Below are 23088 nucleotides of genomic sequence, written 5' to 3'. Positions count from 1 at the left end.
TACCACCTATCCCTTGACTGCGCCGGAGGTCAGGCCGGAGACGATGCGGCGCTGGAAGAAGAGGACGAACAGGATGATCGGAATGGTGATCACCACGGCGGCGGCGCAGATCGCCCCGGTGGGGTCCTCGAACTGCGACTCGCCGGTGAAGAACGACAGCGCCACCGGCACCGTCCGGGCCCGCTCGGTGGAGGTCAGCGTGATGGCGAAGAGGAAGTCGTTCCAGCAGAAGATGAAGACCAGGATCGCCGTGGTGAACAGTCCCGGCGCGGCCAGCGGGGCGATGACCCGCCGGAACGCCTGGGCCTGCGTGGCGCCGTCCATCTTCGCCGCCTTCTCCAGGTCCCACGGGATCTGCTTGAAGAACGCCGACAGCGTGTAGATCGCCAGCGGCAGCGCGAAGGTGATGTACGGCAGGATCAGGCCCGGCCAGGTGTCGAAGAGGCCGAGCTGGCGCTCGATCTCGAACAGCGGCGACACCAGCGACACCTGCGGGAACATCGCGATCAGCAGGGAGACCCCGACCAGCAGCCGCTTACCGGGGAAGTCCAGCCGGGAGATCGCGTACGCGGCCATGGCGCCGAGCACCACGGCGATCACGGTGGCGATCAGCGCGATGCCGATCGAGTTCACCAGGGCGCGGACGAACTGGTCGGTGGAGAAGATCGACCGGTAGTTGTCCAGCGTCCACTCCTGCGGGATGAACTTCCCGTCCGTCAGGGTCGCCGGGGTCTTGAACGACAACGACATGATCCAGAGCACCGGCACCAGCGCGAAGACGACCACGATGGCGTCCAGCAGGCCCCAGCGCAGCTTGGCCCGGGTGGTGGTGTCAGCCATCTCAACGCCTCTCCCCGTCGTCGCTGCCGGGGGCAGCGGTACCGAACAGCTTCACGAAGACGAAGGCGATGATCGCCACGGTGAGGAAGATCAGCACCGACATCGTCGATCCGATGCCGAGGTTCAGGCCCCGGATCAGGTTGTTGTAGGCGAGCATCGACACCGACGAGGTCTCGTTGCCGCCGGCGGTCAGCACGAAGATGTTGTCGAACACCCGGAACGCGTCCAGGGTGCGGAACAGCAGCGCGACCAGGATCGCCGGCTTCATCACCGGCAGCATCACCTTGGTGAAGCGCTGCCAGGAGGTGGCGCCGTCGGTGGAGGCGGCCTTGAGCAGGTCCTCCGGCACGAGGGCGAGACCGGCCATGAGCAGCAGCGCCATGAACGGCGTCGTCTTCCAGATCTCGGCCAGCATGATGATCGCCAGCGAGCTGGCGCGCTCGGTCAGCGGCGCGCCGTCGCTGAACAGGTTGGCCAGGTAGCCCGTGCCCGGCGTCCACGCGTACCGCCAGGAGAAGGCCGCGACGACCGTGACGATGCCGTACGGGATCAGCGCCGCCGTCCGCACGATGCCCCGGCCCACCAGCGTACGGTGCATGATCAGCGCCAGCCCCATGCCGAGCGCCAGCTCGACGGCGACGGTGACCACCGTGATCAGCGCGGTCACCCCGAACGCCGTCCACCAGAACTCGTTGGTCAGCACCGTGACGTAGTTCTCCAGGCCCACGAACTCGCGCTCGGCGGGGAAGCGCAGGTCGTAGCGCTGCAGCGACAGCCAGACCGAGTAGATGATCGGGTATGCGGTCACCAGCACCATGACCAGCGCGGCGGGCGCGCAGAGCAGCCACCCCAGCCGGCGTTCGGCCTTCTTGTTCTCGCTCAACGGCGCCTTGCGGCCCCGTCCGCCGCGCTGCGCCGGCACCCGGGATTCCCGGCCCGACCGGGCGGCGGTCTCCTCGGCGGTAACGTCGGCGCCCGCCGGCGTGGCGTTGACGCTCATCCCGCCACCTCCCGGCGGTCGGCGTCGAGTCGCCGATTGCGCTCGCTCACGGCAGGACCCCCTTCGATTCGAGGGCGTCGGCGATGGCGTCGCGCAGCTCGTTCGCGGTCCGCTCGGGCCGGATCGCCGACGGCGGCGACAGGATCGCCGACATGACGGTGGAGATGCTCTGGTACGCCGGGGTCAGCGGCCGGACGGCCGGCTCCTTGAGCTCTTCGAGGATGGTGTCGCGCATCGGGTACGCCTCGGCCATCTCCGGGTCGTCGTAGACCTTCTCGATGGTCGGCGGGACGCCGTCGTTGACGGCCGAGAACTTCTGGTTCTTCTCGTTACGGATGCAGCGGGCCGCCTCGAAGGACTCCTCGGGGTGCTTCGAGTAGGCGCTGACCGCCATGTTGATCCCGCCGATGGTGACCTTGCTCGGGGTGTTCTCGTCGACGCCCGGGATCCGGGCCCAGCCGACCTGCTTCGCCAGCTCCGGGTTGGCCTCCTGCATGGCCGGGTAGACGAACGGCCAGTTGACCTGGAAGGCGCCGTCGCCGGACTGGAACTCCAGCCGGACCGGGTCCTCGGTGGCGTTGCTGAACGACGGCGACGTCACGCCCGACGTGGCGAAGCGCTGGAGCTGGTCCAACGCCCGTACGGTGCCCTCGTCCATCACGGCCTGCTTGCCGTCGTCGCTGAGGATCTTCCCGCCGGCGCTCTCGGCGAGGGTGTTGTAGAGCACGACGAGCCCCTCGTACTGGGCGCCCATGGTGAGCACCTGGTACGGCTTGCCCTGCTGCTTCAGCTCCTGGGCGACGGAGATCATCTGGTCCCACGTCTTCGGCGGCTGCGGCACCAGGTCCTTGCGGTACCAGAGCAGCTGGACGTTGGTGTTCTTCGGCGCCGCGTAGAGCTTGTCCTCGTAGCGCGCCGTCTCGAGCGGGCCGGCGAGGGTGCCCTGCTCGACCTCGGCACGGTCCTGCCCGGTCCACTCCCTGATCCAGTCGGCGCTGGCGAACTCCTGGGTCCAGGTGACGTCGAGGCCCAGGACGTCCATCCCGCTGTCCTGCGCGGCGAGCCGGCGCACCATCTGCACCCGCTGGTCGTCGGCCTGCCGGGGCAGCACCCGGTAGACGATCTGGTAGCGCCCCCGGGCCTGCGCGTTGCAGTCGTCAACGACCTTCTGCAGGTTCTGCTCCGGCGGGTAGTACAGGTTGATCGTGGGCGTACCGTCGTCGCCGCCGGAACCGCAGGCTGCCGCCATCGGTGCCACCAGCGTCAACGCCGCGACGGCGGCCACCGCGCGCACGCGTGGCCGCCGTCGGCGTCGGGCCTTGTCCGGGTCGCTCATCACCCCTCCCCTCGTGTCGGCCAAAGGCCGGGGTGAGGCTTCGTGCCCCGGCGCACGGCGAGCCGTCCGGGCCCTCTGACCAGCGGTTCCTTCGCCCGAACGCGTCGTGGCCCAACACTGCCCGACCTGCGAAGTTGCGAAACCTGGCACTGGTGGGACGATGCCGGCCCCGTCGGACGTGACGCCGGGTCACTGCCGTGCGGGCCGGCCTGGCCGCCCGTAGGCTCGACCGATGGACGCCACCTTCTTCCTCGACCCGGCCTGCCCGTGGACCTGGCGCACCTCCCGCTGGCTGGTCGCGGTCGCCGACGCCCGGGGCCTGCACATCGAGTGGCGGGCGTTCAGCCTGGCCATCCTGAACGCGGGGCGGGTGCCACCGGAGTACGCCGACGCGATGACCGCCTCCAGCCGCGCGCTGCGGCTGGTGGAGGCGCTGCGCGCCGAGGGACGCCACGACGACACCGCCCGCTTCTACGCGGAGGTCGGCGCCCGCAGCCACGACGCGGGCAACCCGCTGTCAACGAAGATCGTGGACGCGGCCGTCGAGGCGGCGGGCCTGGGTGCCGCCGCGCCGGCACTCGACGACGACCGCTGGGACGAGGCCGTACGCGAGTCGCACGCGCTGGCGTACGCCTCGGCCGGCCCGGACATCGGCGCGCCGGTGCTCATGGTGCCGGGCGCCGAGCGCGGCATCCACGGTCCGATCCTGACCGAGGTACCCGGCACCGACGACGCCCTGACGATCTGGGACTCGCTGCTCCCCCTGCTCCGGATGCCCGCCTTCCACGAGGTCAAGCGCGCCCGGCACTGACGGGCGGCGGGACCGCCCCGGTAGAGACGGCATGGCGCGCCGGGCGTTCCAACCGACCGCGAAGGTTACACGCAGCGTCCCATCCCGTGAGCGGAGAGCTACCCAGGAGCGGGTGGGTCCGCTAGCGTTTCCCTGGCTCCACAGCCAGCGTTCGCCGCCGACGTCGACACGCCTCCGGCCGACCGGCCCGCCCCGATAGGTGGGTTCTCGCGGGAACCTCCCTCCGCCGCCGCACCGGTTGGGCAGGATCGTTGCCAACGAGGAGGTGCCGTCGTGCAGGACACCCGCGCTCTCGCCCTGACGTTCGAGGTGAGCGGCCTGCCACCGGTCAAGACCGAGGCGCTGTCCATCTTCGCCGCCGGGCACCGGCAGGCGACGAGGGTCCGCGCCCTGCTCCAGGCGGCCTGTGCCGCGGCCCAGCACACCGGCTGGACCCCGCTGTCCGGGCCGATCGAGGTGGACCTCGTGCTGCGCTGCCCGCCGGGCCACCGCACCGCCGACGCCAGCACCCTGCTGGGCGGGGTGTTAGCGGTGCTCCAGGACAAGAAGCGGGTGTCCAGCATCGGCCTGGCGCACCTCGGCGTCCTGGTGGACGTCGCCCTCTACGACGACGACCGGCAGATCCGCCGGCTGTCGTACGCGGAGGAGCCGGCGGAGGACTACTCGTACCAGGTCCGGGTGGCCGCCGTACCGACCGTGGTTTGACCGACGGACGCGGTGGGGTACCGCGGACGCCGACGAAGGGAGCGCCGATGTCGGAGCCACATGTCACGCTGGACCCTCGCGGGCTCGACCCCGTGCAGCAGAAGCTGCGGGGCCCGCTGGAGGACCAGCTGACCTCGGCGTTGCAGGCCGCCACGGAACGGGTCAGCGCCAGCTACGCCGGCGAGCCGGTGGAGCAGGTCTGCCAACGCCTGCTCGACGAGACGCGCTCGGGGCTGCACCCCGACATCGCCGCCGGCTTCACCCCGGACATGGACGAGTTCTGCCGGGTCGCGGTGGCGATCGTACGCGGCGAGGTCTCCTAGGAGAGGGTGCGTGGCGGGCCGGTCAGGGTTCGCCCCCGCTTCGGCCCGCCATCGGTCAGGCGACCAGCGGACCCACCCGCCGGCCCGTCGACGCGCCGGTCACCAACCTCGGCTCGGCGGCCAGCTCGGCCGCGTACTCCCGCACCAGCGCCGGCAGCAGATGACCCCCGGGCTCGTTGCGGTGCGCCTGGAGCAGGTGGGCATCGGCCAGGTCGTCCAGGGTGCGGTGCAGCCGCGCGGCGGAGATCCCGAGTTGCCGGGCGACCCGTTCGGGCTGGCGCAGCGCGTCGGGTGCCGCGCCGAGCAGGGCGAGGATCCGCCCCGCCACGTCGTCGTCGGCGCGGACAGCGGCCACCACGGTGTCGAGGCTGGTCCGTACCGACAGGTCCTCGTAGTCGAGCAGGTCCAGCCGCTCCCGCCCGTCGGCGAGCTGACCGACCAGGGCGCCCACCGACATGCGCCGTCGGGCCGCCAGGCGCGTGCCGGCGACGCGCAGCGCCAGCACCGAGCCGGCGCAGAGACGTACCAGCTCGCCGGTGGCCGCCGGGTCGACGGCCAGCCGCTCCGGGCCGGCGAGCGCCGCCAGCAGGTCGCGGGCGTCGCCGGCGGCGAGCGGGCGCAGCGTCACCCGTCGTACGCCGTCCAGGCTGCCCAACCGGCGCTGCGCGACCACGACGAGGCCGGGACCGGGCCCGGCCGGCAGCAGGGGGCGGACCTGGGCGGCGCGCGTGACCCCGTCCACCACCAGCAGCAGCCGTCGCCCGGCCACCAGGGACCGGTACCAGCCGGCCCGCTCGTCGGTGTTCGCCGGCACGTCCGCGGGGTGGACGCCGATCGCACGCAGCACCCGGGCCAGCACCTCGCCGGGGGCCGCCGGGTTCCGGGTGTTGAGGTCGACGTAGACCTGCCCGTCCGGGAAGTCGGCGGCGACGACGTGCGCGGCGCGTACCGCCAGGGCGGTCTTGCCACTGCCGAACGCGCCGGTCACGACCACGGTCGCGGGGGTCGGGGCACGCAGGGCGGTGGTGATCTCGTCGGTCTCCCGTTTCCGGCCGACGAAGGTGACCACGCCCGCCGGCAGCTCGCGGGGCACCGCCCAGCAGGCACCCCCGGCGGGCCGGGACGGGGGCGGCGCCACCCCGGCGGCGTCCGGCGCCGGCGGGGCGACCGGTGCGGGCGCCGTCGCGACCGGTGCGGGCGGCGGGGTGTACGCCAACGCGGGCGCCCGGTCGAGCATCGCCCGGTGCAACGCGGCCAGTTCCTCGCCCGGCTCGATGCCCAGCTGCTCGTCGAGCGTCCTCCGGGCGTCGCGGTAGACGGTGAGCGCCGCCGGGACGTCCCCGCACCGGTAGAGGGCCAGCATGAGCTGAGCCCAGGCCCGCTCGCGCAACGGGTGGGCGGCGACGTGTCCGCGCAGCTCGGGCAGGAGATGCCCGTGCTCGCCGGCGGCCAACCGCGCCTCGGCCAGCTCCTCGAAGACCTGGAGGCGCTGCTCGTCGAGGCTGGCCCACCGGTTGTCCAGCGCGGTGCCTCTGGGCAGACCGTCGCCCGAGACTCCGCGCCACTGTGCGAGTGCGGCGGTCAGGGTGCCGACGGCGCTGGCCGGGTTCGTCGTGGCGAGCAGGGCCCGCCCCTCACCTGCCAGCCGGTGGAACTCCGTCACGTCCAGCTCGTCCGGCGAGAGCCGCAGCTCGTACGCGTTGGGGCGGGCGACCAGCCGGTCGGCCAGCACCCGCCGCAGCGCGGCGGCGTGGGAACGCAGGTTCGCCGCGGCCGAGGCTGGTGGCACGTCGGGCCAGACCATGGCGGCCAGCCTGGACAGGGAGACCGGACGGTTGGCCTCCAGGGCGAGGCCCGCGAGGACCGCTCTCCGCTTCGCCGCGCCGGGCGTGACGGACTGGCCGTCGACGCACAACTCCACACTGCCCAGAAGTCTGATCTGTAGTTTCATGGTGCCGCTCCCCCGTTGAACCTCGAGCGCGCTCATGCTAAATGGGGAGGTCCGGACGGAACAAGACACGCAGGGAGGGGTAGAGGGTGGCAAACATCAATGCCCTTCGGCGGCGTGTCACCGTAACGAAATCAGCCAGGAAGACGCTCCCAACGATCCTTGACAGGCTGTGACGGGCCTCGTCTCTCATCGAGCCAAAATACCCGATCGGTGAGGCAGAACACCCGCCCAGGAACCCGACGACGGTCGTAATGCAGCAGCCGGCACGCATGGCCCCGCGACGTCGCAAAGCCAAAACGGTGGCCTCTGGCGCAGGTTGCCCGGCAGCAGCAGGCGGTGATGTCCCTGTGAGCCCTGCGCAACGGTCACGCGATCGCCCGCTCAGCACAGGCCAGATGGGCGGCGACGAAACCAACGGCCCGGTGCACCCGACAGGCGCACCGGACCGCTGGCGACATCACTTCATTGCACGGTCGTCAGATGAAGGTCGAGCGTTGCTCCCCTCGGCCTCTGGTCATAGCGGTGACCGCAGCCAAGCCCGCGGGCTGTCGATGAACAATTCGAGAACCTTCAGTGATGGCGCGGCCATACCTACGCTATGTCCACTCACCTGTCACGACTCCTCTTGCCACCCCTCCACATGCAGCCGATTCGAATTCGCCTCATCGCAGACCTGCTGAACCTGCCCAACAGAAAGATGCCGAACATCCCAGATAAGACCGGCTACGTCAACTGCCGCAGGATTAACTTTCGAGCTGGCGTGAGTTGCTTCAACGCCAATCAGGGCGGCCAGGTCGCGATCAGAGATCGCTAAGACCGCCGCAAAGCCCGTCAACAATTCAGGAGACAACTCCTCGCGCCCATGGGCAATGGCTCCGACCGTCGATGCAGCCAGAGGGCCAATGCCGGACAGCCGGAAGAGAACCTTGGCTGAGTTCAGCCAATCCAGATTTCTGTTGTGCAGCATACGCACGATCAAGGCTCCAGCGTGCGATCGATACTGCTCGTGTGCCGGTCGAGGCGAAGCATGCCCTACACGCGCCCGAGGTAATGATTGGGCATACCGTCGCAGCCGACTCCGCTGCTCCGGCTGCAACTGAACGGCGCACCTTACAAGCTCGCCCACTGCCGAGGCAGCCCTCTCCCCTGACGGGGAAAGATCATCCGGCATCTCCAGCTCAGCCATTATGAAGAGATCGGCCGAGTGAAGGCCGAGCGCGGGAGCGAGCCGCCGAAGCATCGGCGAACTTGGCGCCAGACCATCGAGTACCGCCTGAAGTTCTGGTTCAGGGACTGCAGCGGCTCGCGACAAACCAGCAACGTCCAGCTTCCGACAATCCAGTAGACGGGCTAGGCGCACCCCAAAGTTCAATAGCTCCGTCATTCTGCCAGCCTAAGCCATTCCAGCGACAACGTCTTGAATAGCAAGATCCGGCTCCTTCTAGGAAAAGTCATACTCCCAGACACCTGGCGAAAGCCCATGCCTCTTGAAGGCAGCGCGAGCTATATCTTCGAGCGGCGTGAATCCCCGCACGTTCTGCGGCCCATAGCGGCCCGACCAATTACCAAATTTCGTAATTCGGCCAAACTCATCCACTACAAAAGTTCCCGCCATGTGAACAGGCCGATTCCCAGCCAAGCTCGTGTGTCCTGCACTTGCGTCAAGGCCAAACATGTCATCGTTGTGCATTGCGCGAAGAGATCCGTCTTTCATAACCACGTAGTGGTGCTCACCCTTGCGGAGAGCCTCACCTGGCTTGATTCCGACATTTGATGGAAGCGGTGCCTGCTTATCAGTTGCGAGGCCCGGTCGGTTTCCTGGCTTCCAATCATACGCGCCTCCACAGTTGTGGACGAGCACCGGCGCATCGTCCGCCACCACATAGTACGTGTGGATTCCCGCAACGGTGAGGTTGTGCACGCGGGCGAATTGTGTCCAGGCGCGGACCGCGAGAACCTTTACCAGCTTCCCGTCCGACGACCGCAGCCAACTTCCTGGCTGAATGTCCTCGGCGTTGGCCCACTTCTTGAGGTCTTCGAGCCAGAACGGGTGCTGGTCGGTGGCGACAACCATGCCCGTCTTGTCGCCACCATCGCCACCGGTGTCGACGGTGACCTCTATGAGATCTTTCTGCCCCTCGCCAAGGATAAGGGCCTCGACACTGCGCGCCTCGGTCCGGCCAGTCTCCGGGTCGGTGGCGAGAACCTCGTCGCCAACGCGTATTTTATCGATAGCCTTGCGCGACCCGTCAGCCATCACCACGAGGGTTCCGGGAACAAAACTGTTTCGGCAGCCGCCCAGCCGCACCTTGGCCGGAGCCACGGAAGTAGCTATGGTCAAGCCGTTCTTGGTGCCGGCGCGTGCCCAGCCCTCCAAGTCTCCCTCTGCGGCGGCCTGCACACCGCTCCACCAGGTGGTGCCAACGTCGGACACCATTCCCCACAGCATCTTGTATGGCTTGGTGTACGTGTCGACCGCCAAGCCGCCCGCCCGCTTTGTTGCGCTGCCCCAATCGCCGTTCGAAGCGTCCTCGACCACTTGTCCCGCTTCGGCGTAGCTGCCGGAGATATCGGCCCAAAGACCCTTTGCGCCATCGACGACACCACCGAAGAAATCCTTGGCACCGCTGACGATTCCGCTACCGATGTCGGAGATGAAGCTGTGCCCGTCCATTTCGATGGCACTGATCGGATTGCCGCCACCGAAGGCGTACCGGCTGGAGTATTAGCCGATCTGAGCCACCGAGGTTAGCCAGCTCAATAAGCTTTCCATCCTCGATCGCCACGGAAACCCTTTCATCCCTCGAATACTCAACACCTCCTTCGCATGTCACGACGGCTCCAAGTCTCCCGTCTGGGAGTGTGGACAAGTTGACGAAGGCTGGCTGAGGGCAAAAGCCGACTGGCGCAAGAGCCACTTCTCGTGGCATTTCCTTCCCGGAGGTGAACTCGACGAGCTTGGGCTCGTCTTCGGCTCGAGCACGATGAAGGCCGAAGATACTGTAGCGCCGTCAGCTCGCCATGCGATGTCTTCGACATGGCCGCCGATAGGCTTACCCAGCCGCTTCCCCGGGGGCTTGGCGTCAGAGCTGCAGGCCGTCGCAGAGAGGAGGGATGAGGCGGCAATGGCGGCCAAGCAGCATCGCATGAACCGATTGACACCAGTGGACGCCATTACTGAGATGCTTCTATAGCTGTCAAGTGGTGCTGGTGGCTGGGTGGGCGCCGTTCAGAGTCCGGAAGAGTTGCCGGCTGATGTAGCGCTTGAGGCTGCGCATGATCTCGCGTTTGGTGCGTCCTTCGCGGGTGCGGCGGGTCACGTAGCCGCGGGTGCGAGGGTCGTGGCCCATGCGGACCAGCGCGACGGTGTAGAGCGCTCGGTTGAGGCGTCGGTCGCCGCCGCGGTTGAGCCGGTAGCGGGTGGTATTGCCTGATGAAGCTGGTAGCGGTGACGCGCCGGCCAGGGCAGCGAACGCGGCTTCGGAGCGAACGCGGCCAGGGTGGGACCAGGCCAGCAGAACGGTGGCGGCGACAACGGCGCCGACACCTGGCAGGGCGAGCAGTTGTGGCGCTTGCGCGGTGACAGCTTTGTGCAGCGCGGTGTGGTTGGCGGCGAGTTCTGCGTCGAGAGCGCGGATGCGACACGCCAGCCGGATCGCCTCGGCGCGGCAGACGGCCAGGGTGGCGTTGTCGCTGCGGGTGCGCCAGGCCGCGACGGCGGCGATCGTCGTGGTGGTCAGGGCGCGGCGGGCGTCGATGCCGAGGTCGACGGTGCGCAGCAGCGCGGTCAGCGCGTTGACCGCGGGGTGCGTTCGCCGCTCATCTGTTCGCGAGCCACTGTCAGGACGCGCAGTGCTGTGCGATCGCCGCCGGCGCGTGGCCAGCATAGTTTGTTGATGTCGAGGCTGCGAGCTGCTTGAGCCATCGCGACGGCGTCCACGGCGTCGCTCTTGCCACGGCGACGCCGGGTGGTGGCCGCAACGTCGGGGGCCTCGGCGACGGTCAAGCCGGCTGCAGAAAGTTGCTCGGTGAAGGTGGCGCCGTAGGAACCGGCGCCGTCGATGACGATCAGCGTCGGCGCCTGGTGGGTGTGGCGTTCGATCCAGTCGACGGCACGGCGCAGCCCTGACGGGCTGGTCGGGAACTGAGCCTGCTGTCCGACTGCGCCGGTGCCAGCGGTGATCAAGGCGAGCGTGTGGGAGGCGGCGTGGGTGTCCACGCCGATGACGAAGTCGTACTGGTCTGCGACGATGGCCATTGCGGCGTACTGCCTTCCCGGGAGACGTCGTGACGGCGTCGGCCCGGGCTGTGTGCTCTCGCGGCAGGACTGTGATGAGCCACGATCCGCTGCAACGGACCGGGCAAGCTTCTGATCAAGCCACCGAGAGGGACAGGGCCGGCGCCCGACCGCAGACCGGATGGGCAGATCTCACTGAGAGCACCTCGTGGGGCCACCATTTTCATGAGCCACACCCAGCCGCGATCATGACGCTGACCCTGCCAGCTAGCCCCAGGCCAGCCAACACCTACCTTCACAGCCCTTTTCATCGTGGTGTTGCTGGTCACGAGACAGCCCTTGGCCATTGATCATCTCCCCTCGACAAGAAGAGTGATCAAGCAAGGGCTGTCACCATGACCAGCCGGAGTCACCAACCGGCCGCCATAGGTTAAAGATCAAGTTAGCGCAAAATTCGAGGGGCCGAACACCTACGCATTCCCAACGGGGAATTTCGATGATTCCCACCCTTAGCCTCGAATCCACAGCTATCCGCAGCCATGGGAGACGGTTGCAGCAGCCAGCAAGGTGCTCTTGTCGAAGGTGGTTGTCCACGGCCCGCCAGCCTCGGTACGCACCTCAACCTCGTACTCACGCACGAATCTGGCGCTCTCAAAGGTGTTCTCCGGATCGAATTGTCCGAACGTCTCCACGAAACAGGCAAGGTCCTGGCCCGCCTCCCGGCTTGTCAGACCGGCACGCGACCGGACCCGCACAATCTCGTAACGCGTTGTCAAAACGACGTGGTCAATTACAACCAGGTCAAAATCGCCACCTGGCGATACCGCCACCACGGTACGTCCGCCATCTGCGCTGACTTCTTCGAGAATTGAATCAGTCGCCGAGATCCGGTAGCCAACTGCACACATAAGAACCGTCAGGGCCACTACGGCGCTTGCCAATATCCGCACCGCTCGCTTTTTTCTGAGAAGCAGCCACACCGCGAAGCCCAGTATCGCCGGGGACAGCATCAATACCGCCATGACGACCGGCGTCCGGCCAAATGGGATCAGATACACGTAGTGCCGCGGGTCGTGAGCGGCAACCAGGACGATGAGCACAGCTAGGACCACCATGCCGATAAGAGTTCCTGCAAACAGGCGACGGCGTCGCACGACGCCAGTTTCGCACTTAACCCGGTTCTCGGCCATATGGTCAATTCCTCCACAGCACGGGACTCCACATCAGCGGACTCGCCATTAAGTACCTACAGCGATTAAATTCTCGCCATTACCAGTTCAACAATCGCCGCAAGTGGATGCCATCTCATCAGGAGAGACGACACCCACTCACGGATTGTTAAATCTGACCGTTTACCAATCAACTCTCAGGCAGTTGTTGCCGCATGCGCTAGGGTCCATTGCCTGAAGAGCCAGTTTTCCCAACTCAGCCAGAGGATCGTACCTCCAATTCGGAACTCCAGCTCGTCCACCCGTGTACCCACCGGGCTTCCGAGCTATAGTCTCGCCAGTTCTTGCCTGTTCCCCCAGTCGCAGGCTGACGAAATTGTTATGCATGTCCTTGTTCGACTCCGGGCCATAAAGAGGCGGATCCTTATCCGAAGAGTGATCAAGTTCGTGAGCAACTCCGAACATCATCGCATCATGTTCGGAAACTCCCAGAACGCGCATGGCTCCCATCCAGAGTCCATGCTGGTACGCATTCGCCTCCTTTGGATCCCAGCCATACTTCTTCCTCATTTTGGCGACTTCCGCCCAGGTCCACTCCGAGGCTTTCTGCACAGCCATACAGTCCAGTCCGAGGTAATTACACACTGCGATCTCGTTTGGCCCCAGCTTGTTGCCTTTAGGGCCATCGCCTTGACGAGCGCACGTCAAGGAAGGGCCGTCGTCAGTAAGGCAGAGGCCCGCTTCCTTGGTGTTGTGCGTCTTCGCTATCTCCTCAACCTCCGTCTTGAGCGCGCTGAGCGGTCTCGCATCAACCGTCTGCCCATCGGGACGTTCGTACAGTTGGCAACTGTCGTCGCCGCACGGCTTGTGGCCGTCGTCTTCGATAACACTGATCGGATTTCCGCCGCCGAAGGCGTAGCGGCTGCTGGTCCAGGGGTCGAGGCTGAGCCGCAGGTCAGAGAGCGCGCCGTTGTAACTGTCACGGGATAGAAATCGATTGAGGCCAGGACTGTAGTCGCGGAAGCCCATGTCGTAGGTGCCGGAGCCCTGGTCCCAGCGCTTGGCATTATACCGGTAGGCGTTGTACGGCTCCTTCGTCGGATCCGTGGCGTCGGGCTTGTCGATGCCGGTGAACTGCGCGTCGTCGTTCTTGCCGTAGGCGGTGTAGCCGTAGGTGGCCTTCGTGTTGCCGGCCTCGTCGGTGATCTGCTCGACGTCGGTGTGCGGGTTGTAGCCGTAGTAGGCGTCCTCTTCGCTGCCGTCGTCCTTGTGGGTGATCTGCGACAATCGCTGACCCCACGGTGAATACTGGTACGACTTGGTGACCTGGCCAGCCACCTCCTCGTTGAGGACCTCGCCGGAGAGACCAAGGTAGTTGAAGGTCGTGGTCTTTCCCGCGGCACTGCCGGCGTCGGACGTCTTCGTCGTCGTCCGGTCCAGGGGGTCGTAGGTGTATCTCGTGATCGAGGTGGCCGTGCCGGTCGTCTTGCGGTTCTCGATGACGTGGTCGAAGCCGTCGTAGACGTTCCGCTCGATGACCGTTCCGGCCGCTGTGACCGTGTCGAGCCGGCCGAAGGGGTCGTAGTTGTACGACGCCTTCACACCGCCGGTGGTCGCGGTGAGCAGCCGGTTGCGGTCGTAGTTGAAGGTGGTCGTGGTGTTCTTGATGGTCTGGTCGATGACGTTGTTGTTGGCGTCGTGCACGTAGGTTTCGGTGTCGGCGCCGTGACCGGTCTTGACCAGTTGGGACAGGCGGTCGCGCGGGTCGTAGGTGTAGTCGCTGGTGGTGTCGAGGTACGCCGAGTGGTTGTCGGCGTTCATCTTCCTCGCGACGTCCCGGGCCCGGTTGCCGTTCAGGTCGTAGGTGTAGGTGTGCTCCGACACCAACGTCCCGTTGGACTTCTTCTCGGCCTGGGTCTTGAGCGCCCCGTCCAGGTAGTAGATGTGGTCAACGGTGTTGCCGTTGCCCTTGGTCATCCTCAACAACTCACCACGGTCGGTGTACGTGAGCGTGGTGGTCTTCTTGTCCGGGTCCGTGGCGGACTTGCCGTTGACCACCGTCGAGACCAGGTCACGAGGGTCGTAGGCGTAGCTGGCGTACTGGCTGTCGTGTGTGGTCGTCTTCGGTGCGCTGTTCTCGTTGTAGGTGTAGGTGGTGTTGTTCTTGACCGTTCCCGACTTGCTTTCGGTGACCGTCTGCACCTGGTTCAGGTCGGTGTAGGCGACCGAGTAGGTGTCGACGCGGGCACTGGGTGACGAGTCGGTGATGGTCTTGAGGTTGCCGTTCGGGTCGTAGCGGTAGGCGTAGTCGGCTTTCTCGTTGTCGGTCTCGCCGGTGTTGTTCCGGACCAGCTTCACCGCGTCGGCGACGACCGTGCCGCCGGCCTGGTCGGACAGCGACACCTTGTGGCTGTTGCCCTCGGTGAAGCTGTACGAGCCGAGGCTCACCCAGGTGCCGGCGTTGGCGGTCTGGTTGACCGTCTTCACCGTGTTGCCGCCGCCGTGGTTGACCGTGAACTTCGCGTCGGTGGCGGCGCCGGACACGCTCGGGTAGCGGGCGAACGCCTCGTACGTGCCGGCCTGGGGCACGTTGAGTTGCCAGGTGAAGGTGTTCGTGCCGGTTCCCGCCGGGCGGGTGACGTAGTTGTGCCCGTACTTGTTCGTCGCCGAGGTGGCCGCGGTCCAGGTGCCGGTGGCCGCGGTGTTGTTGAAGTCGGAGTTGTCGACCAGGACGACCTGCCTGCCGACCGGCACGCCGTCGTCCGTGCGGGACTTCAGCTTGCCGTCCGGGAAGTAGGACCAGGTCATGGTCCGGTTCGACGATCCGCCCGCCGAAGTGACCGTCCGCGCGGTCTGGGCACCCAGCTTGTCGTAGTCGTAGGACGTGACGATGTCCCACGGGTCGCTGCTGGTCTTCGTCAGGCCGTTGTCGAAGTAGGTGTATGTCGTGTCGTTGCGGACCGACTCACCCGCCGACGGCGGCATGCTGACCTTCGCCAGCTGGCCCACGGAGTCGTACTCGTAGGTGGTGACGTCCGCCGTCTTGTAGCGGGCGTCGTCCTTGTCGTACGCCGTGCGGGTCTCCTTCGCCCGGTTCAGCTCGTCGTAGACGGTGACCGTGGCGAAGTCGTCCGGGTCGTCCGTGGTGGCCACACCCCGCGGACTGATCGTCCTGGTCTGGTTGCCGACCTCGTCGTACTCGTACTTCGTCGTGCGGTAGGTGATGACTCCGGCGTCGTTCTTGTGCGGCACCTTGACCTGGCTGGGCAGTCCCCGCGGGTCGAAGGTGACCTCGGTGGTGTTGCCGAGCTGGTCGGTGGTGGCCTTGACCAGACCGTCCCGGTCGTACGTGCTGGTGGTGAACTTGCCCAGCGCGTCCGTGGTCTTGGTCAGCCGGTGGGACCAGTCGTACTCGTACAGGGTGGTGTAGTCGTCGGTCGCGGCCGACGCGTTCTTGATCGGGTCGATCACCTTGCGGACGTTGCCGACGTTGTCGTACTCGTAGGTGATCCGGTCGCCCTTGGCGTTGACGACGCCGGTGAGCTGGTAGATCTCGTCGTACACGTTGGTGGTGACGAAGTCACCGGCCAACGTCGTGAGGTTGCCCTTCGGCTCGGTGGTGGTCAGCAGGTTGCCGACCTTGTCGTAGGTGAACGACGTCTTCCGTTCCGGATCGCCTGCGACGTCGACCGGGGCCAGCGTGTAGGTCACCTGGTCGGCCTGGTCGTAGACCGCCTTGCTGACGGCACCGTTCGGGGCGTACGACTCGTAGACGTTGTCGTTCTGGTCGTACTTCGGCGCCGGGGTGACGACGAAGTCCCCGGCGGCCTGGTCCTTCGGGACGCGGTTCTCCAGCGGACGCCCGAACGTGTCGTACGTCTGCGTGGTTTCCTTGCCGTTGGCGTCGGTGACCTTCAGGACGTTGCCGCGCACGTCGTAGACGAACGTCGTCGACTTCTGCTTCGCGTCGGTGATCGTCTGCGGGTAGCCGTTCGGGTCGAAACTGTTGTTGACCGTGGTGTTGCCGTTGGCATCGGTCGCCGTCAGCATCTGGCCCCACGCGTCGTACGTGTAGGAGGTCTTGTAGTCCTCCGGGTCCGTCGTGGTGTTGCCCATCGGGTCGACCACCCAGGCGAGGTCACCGTCGGCCTCGTAGCCAAAGGTGTGCTTGCGCCCCTCGGGGCTGGTCTTCGCGGTGACCTCCGCGACGTAGCCGTTGAGCTGGCGCTGGTAGGTCAGCACGGTGCCTGACGTGCCGTTCCTGACCGCCTCGGCGTCCTTGATCTCGGTCGGGTAGCCGGTCTTGGCGTCGTACGTCCAGGTGGAGACGGCCTGGTTGGCCTCCTCCAGGCGGATCACGTTGTGGTTGTCGTCCCAGCCGAACTTCGTGGTCTGGTTCTTCGCGTTGGTCGTCTGGGTCGGCCGGCCGTAGCCGTCCATCTGGTAGGCGGTGGCGTGGTTCTCCGCGTCCGTGACCGTGGTGTGGATGGTGTTGCCCTGCGGCCCGTCCGGGTCGACGTAGGCGAACTGCGTCAGGTGGGTGAGACGGTCCTTGTACGACTTGGTGGTCCAGTGCCACTTCGGGTCGTCGCCGGCCTGAGGGTAGTTGTAGGTCACCTCGGTGGCGTTGCCGCGCGGGTCGGTGGTCTTGACCAGCTTGACGTTCTTGTTGCCCTGCGTCATGTCGTAGGCGAACTTGAACGTCTTCGGCTGGCTGGAGCCGGCGCCGTCGATCAGCTCACCCAGCAGACCCTTGTCGGTGTAGGTGAAGGTGAGCTTGCGTCCCGAGATGTCGGTGATCTGCGAGACGTGGTCGATGATCTTCGGGTTGGTCAGGTTGGTGCCGGACTGTCGGGTCCAGGTGGTGTCGTCGATGTAGTCGAACGCCTGGCCCTTGGCGTAGTAGTCGACGGTCAGCGTCTGCCGGCCGGTCGCGTCCGTAACGTACCGCAGGAACTTCGTCGGCTTGTTGTTGGACTTGCGCTCCTCGTAGGTGAAGCGCAGCTCGTTGCCGTTGCTGTCCACCACGCTCGACAGGAAGCCCTCGCAGTCGTAGAAGAACTGCGTCCGGTCGGGCTTGGTGAGCACCCACGCCTTCGGCTCCTGCGTGTTGGGCTTGCACTGCACGCTGCTGTGCTTCTGCAGGTGCAGGTGCACACCCTTGGGGCTCTTCCACTCGTTCGCCGCCGCGTCCCAGGTGAACCGGTGGCTGGTGCCGTCGCCGTCGGTCAGGGTGACCTTCGTCGGGTTCGGGTTGGGGTGGAAGTCCAGCGGCGTCCCCAGGCGCATCAACGACGACGCCTGCAACGACCAGCCGTAGCCGGCGACGGTGTCACTGGTGTCCAGCGAGTTGTACGCCAGCCGGACGAAGGTCGACAGTCCCCGCGACGGGTTGTTGAACGCGTTGTACGACCAGACGGTGTTGCCGGCGTACAGGTTGTTCATCAGCGTGCCGCCGGCACCGGTGTTCTTCCCCGCGTACGAGTAGAACTTCTCCAGACCGAGCTGGTCGGAGGTCGGCTCCTCCACGGCGATGTTCTGCGGCAACGCCTTGATCGCGGGGGTGGTCTCGGAGAGTTTCTTGCCGGTGACCTTGTTGCGTAGCTCCCAGTCGAGCACGTAGTCGGTGCGCTTGTTGCCGTCCGACGCCGGCGGTGGGGTCTTGACCTGGGCGTTGACGTCGACCGTGCCGGCGATCGGCACGGCGGCCGGCAGCGGCGTCGGCACGTGGATGGCGGCGTCGGAGACCGGCAGGCCGTCGGCCCGCTTCCACTGGTAGGTCAGCTCCCACTCGGTGGCGGCGAACGCCGCGCCGGTCGGGTTCGACACGGTGACCGGGACGGTGTACGTCGAGGCCGGTGCGAGCTGGTGCGGGGTGCTCGGCGCGTGGTAGGTCGACTCGGCGCTCTGCTCGAGGTAGGTGACCTCCAGCGTCGGGCGCAGCAGCGGCTCGGGTGCCTCCGACGACAGCATCATGGCCCGCGCGGTCTGGGTGGCCTCGTTACGCATCCGCAGCAGGAAGCCCTTGTTGCTGCCCGGCGTGGCGACCCAGCTCTTCACCGGGTCGGTGACCGTCCAGGTGGCCCACTCCGGGTCGTTGGTGAACCCGTTGAACCCGGCCTTCCAGGTGGTGTCGTAGTCGCCGCCGGGGGTGGTCCAGGCGGTGGTGGCGTTCGCCTTGTCCCAGGTGGCGGTCGTCTCGTCGAACCCCTGGGTCAGTTTGTGGACGTCGACGTACTCGGTCTGGTTGTCGCCGGGGAACAGCGAGGTGTTCCACATCCGCAGCTGCGCGTCGACGACCCGCGCCGTCGCCGGGATGCCGGCCAGGGTCGGGAACTTCACCAGGCCCCGCGTGGTGCCGAAGTACGTCGAGTTGTTCCCCACCCCCAGGTACGGGTCCCCGACGTAGCTGTCGACGTTCTCGGTGCGCCGGGTCAGCGACAGGTTCGTGTCGACCACCCCGTTGACGCCGGTCGGGTCTCCGGCCGCCGCCGCGTTCCGGTAGATCCGGGTGATCTGCCCGGCCTTGGGCAGCATGACGGCCTGGCTCGGCCCGGCCAGGACCTGCCCGTCGCGGGTCTTCACCGCGACCATGTAGTAGTAGAACTTGCGGGCCATCGGGTCGGTGTTGTCCGCCGCCGTCGGCACCGCCGTGGTGTCCTGATAGGTGAGCGTGCTCGTGCCGACCGGGGCGATCAGCGTCGCCGACGACGGCCGGAAGTCCTGGTAGATGCTGCGGTGCACCTGGTACTCCACCGCGTCGTCACCGGTGCTCGACGACGGGTCCTGGTACTGCGGCCAGGTCAGCACCGCGCCGGTGGCGGTGACCGTGGTCGGCGGGTGCACCGCCACACCCGGCCGGCCGTACGTGACGATCAGCCGGGGCAGGTTCTGGTCACGCCGGTCGTTCTGGTACGCGTACTCCGACGCCTCGTAGATCGGCCCGCCGCGGCCCTTGGTGTCCTCGTCCACCGCCTTGATCACGAACCCGTGGTTCGGCGTGCCGTTGAGCCACTGCTGCACCACGTCCCGGACGGCGAACGAGTTCCACACGCTGGAGACGTTCTTGGCCTTGTTCGCCACGCCCCACCGGGTGAAGCGCACCGCGTCGGCGATCACCGCCTTGCCCGCCACGTCCTGCAGGACCACCCGGCCGGAGGTGCCGGCGTTGAAGCGGTACGTGCCGAGGGTCGCCCAGGCGCCCTTGCTGTCCGGGGTGGTCTGGTTGACCGACGCCGCCGTCGAACCGTTCGCGTGGTGCACCGTGTACGGGGTGGGGTTGGCCCGGTCGGACGCGCCCACGTAGTGCACCTCGACCTTGTAGTCCCCGGTCTCGGTGATCGTCGGCGTCCAGGTGTGGGTGTCCCCCGCGGTGGCGTCGTTGTTGAACCGGTAGTCGGCCTTGACCGCGTGCTTGGTCATGTCCGGGTTGCCGGACCAGGCCCACGAACCGGTGACCGAGGTGCCCGCGTCGCCGTCGTCGACCTGCACGAGGTTCCCGGCCGGCTGCGGGGCGATGTTCTGGTGCGTGTTGTTCCACGTCGCCGACTCCGCCGTCCACGGCTGCGTCATCCGACGCGCCTCCATCAGCACGTCATGCTCGTGCGAGGTGTGGGTCTGGTCGTAGTACAGCTCGAGCCGGGCGTCGTCGATCGCCGTCCCGGACGGCACCGCCGCCAACGGGAACCGCACCAGCGACCGCCAGATCCCGGTGTCCGTGCCGACCCGCAACGGCCACGTCGTGGCGTCCTTCTGGTATTCGTGATCCGGGTTGCCCGAGTAGACCTGCACGTCCTGGGAGTCGGTCGGCACCGGCTGGATCCGGATGGTGGGGTCGATCACCACCGGGTAGACCCGCTTCGGGTCGGCCAGCCAGGCGGCGTCCGCGGTCACCGTCACCGTCGTGTCCGCACCCGAGCCGGCGACGGTCTGGGTGACCTTGTCACTCCACACCTTGCCGTGCGGCGACGCCTTGTCGTTGCGGTCGTCGTACATGAACGGGGGCGGCATCACGAAGACCGGCGCGCCACCGCCCGGGGCGACGAAAGCGATCGACCCGTCGGCGCGCTGCTGCGCGGTGAGGCCGGTGGCGTCCAGGGTGAACGTGTACGAGGCCGGACCGCTCGGGGCCCGGTGCAGGACGATCTTCTCCTTCAGGGCCGTCGAGGTGACGTCGTAGACGACGTCCGCCCCGTCCGCCAGGCCGGGATAGGTGACCGTCGAGCCGGCGACCTTCGGGGTGACGTCCCGGGCGGCCCCGGACAACCCCAGTTCGATGCTCCGGCCGTCCCGCTCGAACCGCACCAGGTCGTCCGAGCTGTCGCCGAAGAGGCTGGTGAAGCTGTTCGTCTTGTTGCCCTGGACGTATCCCTTGTCGTTCGCCGGGCGCACCGTGGTGTCGATCGTCTGGTAGCGCCCCTTGGCGTCCCGGTAGTGCAGCGGGACAACGGAGATCTCCGCCTGGGTACGCCCGTCGGACAGCTGGTAGACCCGGCTGTTCTCGGTGCGCTTGCCGGTGAGCTCCCGGACCCGCTTCTGCGCCGGCCACACCTTCGCCGGCGGCGTCTTCTCCTGCACGGCCAGGCCGGCGCTGACCACCTCCGGCCTCCCCGGACGCGACCCGCCGTCCACCAGAGCCTTCGCGGCGTCGCCGAGCCGGGACAGCAGGCCGTCGTCCTGCTCCGCGGTCGCGGCGTTGTCCGGCTCCCGCTCGGACAGGACCTGTGTCCCGCCCACGGTGGCGGCCAACGCCACCACCAGGCCCGCGATCAGCGGCCCCCGTAGTTTCCTCTTCACCCGTCACCCTCCGACCAGGAGCCAGTACGACGGGTAGAAGCTAGGAGGGCCTTGCATATCGACAGCTATCGTCCGGCTACCGCACGGATCGGCTGGTTGCAGGCAGCTGAGAGCGGGGTTGGCGGCCGCTGAGAGCGGGCTGGCGACGCCCCGGCGGCGCGGGTGTCAGGACCGGGGCCGCAACTCCCCGGTCCTGTCCCCAGCCGTCCGGCGTCGTGAACGCACCGCGCGAGCGCGTGGGCGTGGCACGCCGCCCACGCCGGGCTCTACGCGGCGAGCCTGCCGCTGCACTCAGCTCCGTGTGCCCGGCCACCGGACTTCGGCACGCTCCCGGCCCACCCCGAAGGGCCGCGAGCGCCGAATCAGGCTAGGCGGGCCGTCGGGGCCCGGACAAGGACGAGCCGGGGTCGACGCGAGTGATTGACATCAAGGCGAAAACGCGGCATGTCGACGTAACACGGCCCTACCGGCCAGCGCTGTTCCCCGTCGAGGCCGGCAGTGCGCCCACGGGTCATTCGGCCCCGGCGTCCTCGGGGCTGGAACGGGCCAACGCCGCGAGTGTGTCGAGCGCCCAGGACAGGGTCGACAGCGGCGGTGCGGCCAGCCCGAGCCGTACGGCGTTGGGAGCGTGGCTGGTCCCGACGGTGAACGCGGCGGCGGGGGTGACCGCGATGCCCCGGCGGGCCGCCGCCGCGACGAACATCTCGGCGCGCCACGGTTCGGGCAGCTCCCACCAGCAGTGGTAGGCGTCCGGATCGGAGCGCAGGAGCTGGCCGGCCAACCTTTCCCGCGCCAACTCCTGCCGGGCACGGGCGTCGTGGCGCTTGCCGGCGGTGATGGTGTCGACCGTCCCGTCGCCGAGCCATCGGGTTGCCGCTTCCAGCGCGAAGCGGGGAGCTGCCCAGGTGCCGGACCGGATCGCGGTCGCGAGCCGGTCGGTGAGCTGCGCCGGCGCGGCGGCGAAGCCGACGGTGAGGCCGGGGGCGAGCCGCTTCGAGAGGCTGTCGACGAGGATGGTGCGGGACGGCGCCAGCGCGGCCAGCGGTGTCGGGGCGTCGGTGAGGAACGACCAGACGTCGTCCTCGACGGCGTACACGCCGAGCTGGTCGAGCACGTCGGCGAGGGCGGCGCGACGGTGCGCCGGCATGGTCGTGCCGAGCGGGTTGTGCAGGGTCGGCTGGAGGTAGACGGCCCGTAGCGGCGCGGCACGGTGCGCCTCGGCGACGGCCTCGGGCAGCAGGCCGTCCTGGTCGACCGGCAGCGGGACGAGGGTGACGCCGAGCCGGCCGGCGATGGCCTTGACGACGGGGTAGGTGAGCGCCTCGACGCCGAGCCGCCCGCCCACCGGGACGAGGGTGGCGATGGCGGCGGCGATCGCCTGCCGGCCGTTGCCGGCGAACAGGATCTGCCGCGGGCCCGGGGTCCAACCGGCGCGGCCGAGGAGCCCGGCGACGGCTTCCCGCGCCGCAGGCGTGCCGGCCACGCCGACCGGGGGCAGCGCCGTCGCCAGCGCGTCGGACCGCAGCAGGGCGGCCAGCGCACCGGCCAGCAGGGCGGGCTGTTGCGGCAGCACCGAGAAGCTCAGCTCCAGGTCGACGCGGACGTCACCGGGCTCGGCGAGGGCGGGCTCCGGCGGCGGGGTGGCGGCCCGGACGAAGGTGCCCCGGCCGACCTCCCCGGTCACCAGCCCGCGCCGGGTCAGTTCCGCGTAGACCCGGGCGGCCGTGGAGCTGGCGATGCCGTGCCGGCGGGCGAAGGTGCGCTGCGGGGGCAGGCGGTGTCCGGCGGCGAGCCGGCCGGCGGCGATGTCGGCGGCGATCCGGTCGGCGATCCGCCGGTAGTCGTCCACGTTCCGCTCCAAATTGCTCCGAGGCCATTGTTTTTATTGCACTCGACTATTGCACCGCCTAGCGTCCTTGT

12 protein-coding genes and 1 pseudogene are annotated in these 23088 nt (G+C 67.6%); 3 read left to right on the top strand and 10 right to left on the bottom strand.

From position 1 onward, the window contains the following. Positions 1 to 6: 6 nt before the first annotated feature. Genes ACGFIG_RS14370 through ACGFIG_RS14360 form a run of 3 tightly spaced genes read right to left on the bottom strand, consistent with a single transcriptional unit; the run spans position 7 to position 3176 of the window. Entirely contained in the window at positions 7 to 840 is an 834-nt protein-coding gene (locus ACGFIG_RS14370) for a carbohydrate ABC transporter permease (RefSeq protein WP_393002721.1), read from the bottom strand. Between the two features lies 1 nt (position 841). Further along, complete coding sequence (locus ACGFIG_RS14365; protein WP_393002719.1) at positions 842 to 1840, bottom strand: carbohydrate ABC transporter permease; 999 nt, start codon at positions 1838 to 1840, stop codon at positions 842 to 844. Between the two features lie 46 nt (positions 1841 to 1886). Further along, complete coding sequence (locus ACGFIG_RS14360) at positions 1887 to 3176, bottom strand: ABC transporter substrate-binding protein (RefSeq protein WP_393002717.1); 1290 nt, start codon at positions 3174 to 3176, stop codon at positions 1887 to 1889. 232 nt (positions 3177 to 3408) lie between these two features. On the opposite strand from ACGFIG_RS14360, the gene ACGFIG_RS14355 reads away from it, so the two are divergent. From ACGFIG_RS14355 to ACGFIG_RS14345, 3 genes are all read left to right on the top strand, one after another. Then, positions 3409 to 3987, top strand: a complete 579-nt coding sequence (locus ACGFIG_RS14355; protein WP_393002715.1) for a DsbA family protein — start codon at positions 3409 to 3411, stop codon at positions 3985 to 3987. Positions 3988 to 4260: 273 nt separating this feature from the next. Next, positions 4261 to 4692 (top strand): hypothetical protein, encoded by a 432-nt coding sequence (locus ACGFIG_RS14350; protein WP_393002713.1) that lies wholly within the window; start codon positions 4261 to 4263, stop codon positions 4690 to 4692. A gap of 47 nt (positions 4693 to 4739) precedes the next feature. Beyond that, a complete protein-coding gene (locus ACGFIG_RS14345) occupies positions 4740 to 5015 on the top strand; it encodes a hypothetical protein (protein ID WP_393002711.1) in 276 nt (91 codons plus the stop codon). A gap of 55 nt (positions 5016 to 5070) precedes the next feature. Here ACGFIG_RS14345 and ACGFIG_RS14340 read toward each other — a convergent pair whose 3' ends face one another. The 7 genes and pseudogenes from ACGFIG_RS14340 to ACGFIG_RS14310 form a co-directional block, all read right to left on the bottom strand. Beyond that, positions 5071 to 6966 carry a BTAD domain-containing putative transcriptional regulator gene (locus tag ACGFIG_RS14340; protein WP_393002709.1) on the bottom strand — a complete coding sequence of 632 codons (1896 nt, stop codon included), beginning with the start codon at positions 6964 to 6966 and terminating at the stop codon, positions 5071 to 5073. Positions 6967 to 7579: 613 nt separating this feature from the next. Then, entirely contained in the window at positions 7580 to 7939 is a 360-nt protein-coding gene (locus ACGFIG_RS14335; RefSeq protein WP_393002707.1) for a hypothetical protein, read from the bottom strand. A gap of 468 nt (positions 7940 to 8407) precedes the next feature. Beyond that, positions 8408 to 9640 carry a polymorphic toxin-type HINT domain-containing protein gene (locus tag ACGFIG_RS14330; RefSeq protein ID WP_393002705.1) on the bottom strand — a complete coding sequence of 411 codons (1233 nt, stop codon included), beginning with the start codon at positions 9638 to 9640 and terminating at the stop codon, positions 8408 to 8410. A 519-nt stretch (positions 9641 to 10159) separates the two neighbouring features. Next, positions 10160 to 11224 (bottom strand): annotated as a pseudogene (locus ACGFIG_RS14325) (IS110 family transposase); the annotation flags it as partial. A gap of 506 nt (positions 11225 to 11730) precedes the next feature. Continuing rightward, positions 11731 to 12393 carry a hypothetical protein gene (locus ACGFIG_RS14320; RefSeq protein WP_393002703.1) on the bottom strand — a complete coding sequence of 221 codons (663 nt, stop codon included), beginning with the start codon at positions 12391 to 12393 and terminating at the stop codon, positions 11731 to 11733. Positions 12394 to 12555: 162 nt separating this feature from the next. Next, entirely contained in the window at positions 12556 to 21168 is an 8613-nt protein-coding gene (locus tag ACGFIG_RS14315) for a DNRLRE domain-containing protein (protein ID WP_393002701.1), read from the bottom strand. 511 nt (positions 21169 to 21679) lie between these two features. Continuing rightward, positions 21680 to 23017 (bottom strand): PLP-dependent aminotransferase family protein, encoded by a 1338-nt coding sequence (locus ACGFIG_RS14310; protein ID WP_393002699.1) that lies wholly within the window; start codon positions 23015 to 23017, stop codon positions 21680 to 21682. Positions 23018 to 23088 lie beyond the last annotated feature (71 nt).

Origin of the sequence: Micromonospora sp. NPDC049048, assembly GCF_043197615.1 — a bacterium.
Lineage (GTDB): Bacteria > Actinomycetota > Actinomycetes > Mycobacteriales > Micromonosporaceae > Micromonospora.
This window is presented reverse-complemented; position numbering and strand designations above follow the sequence as displayed.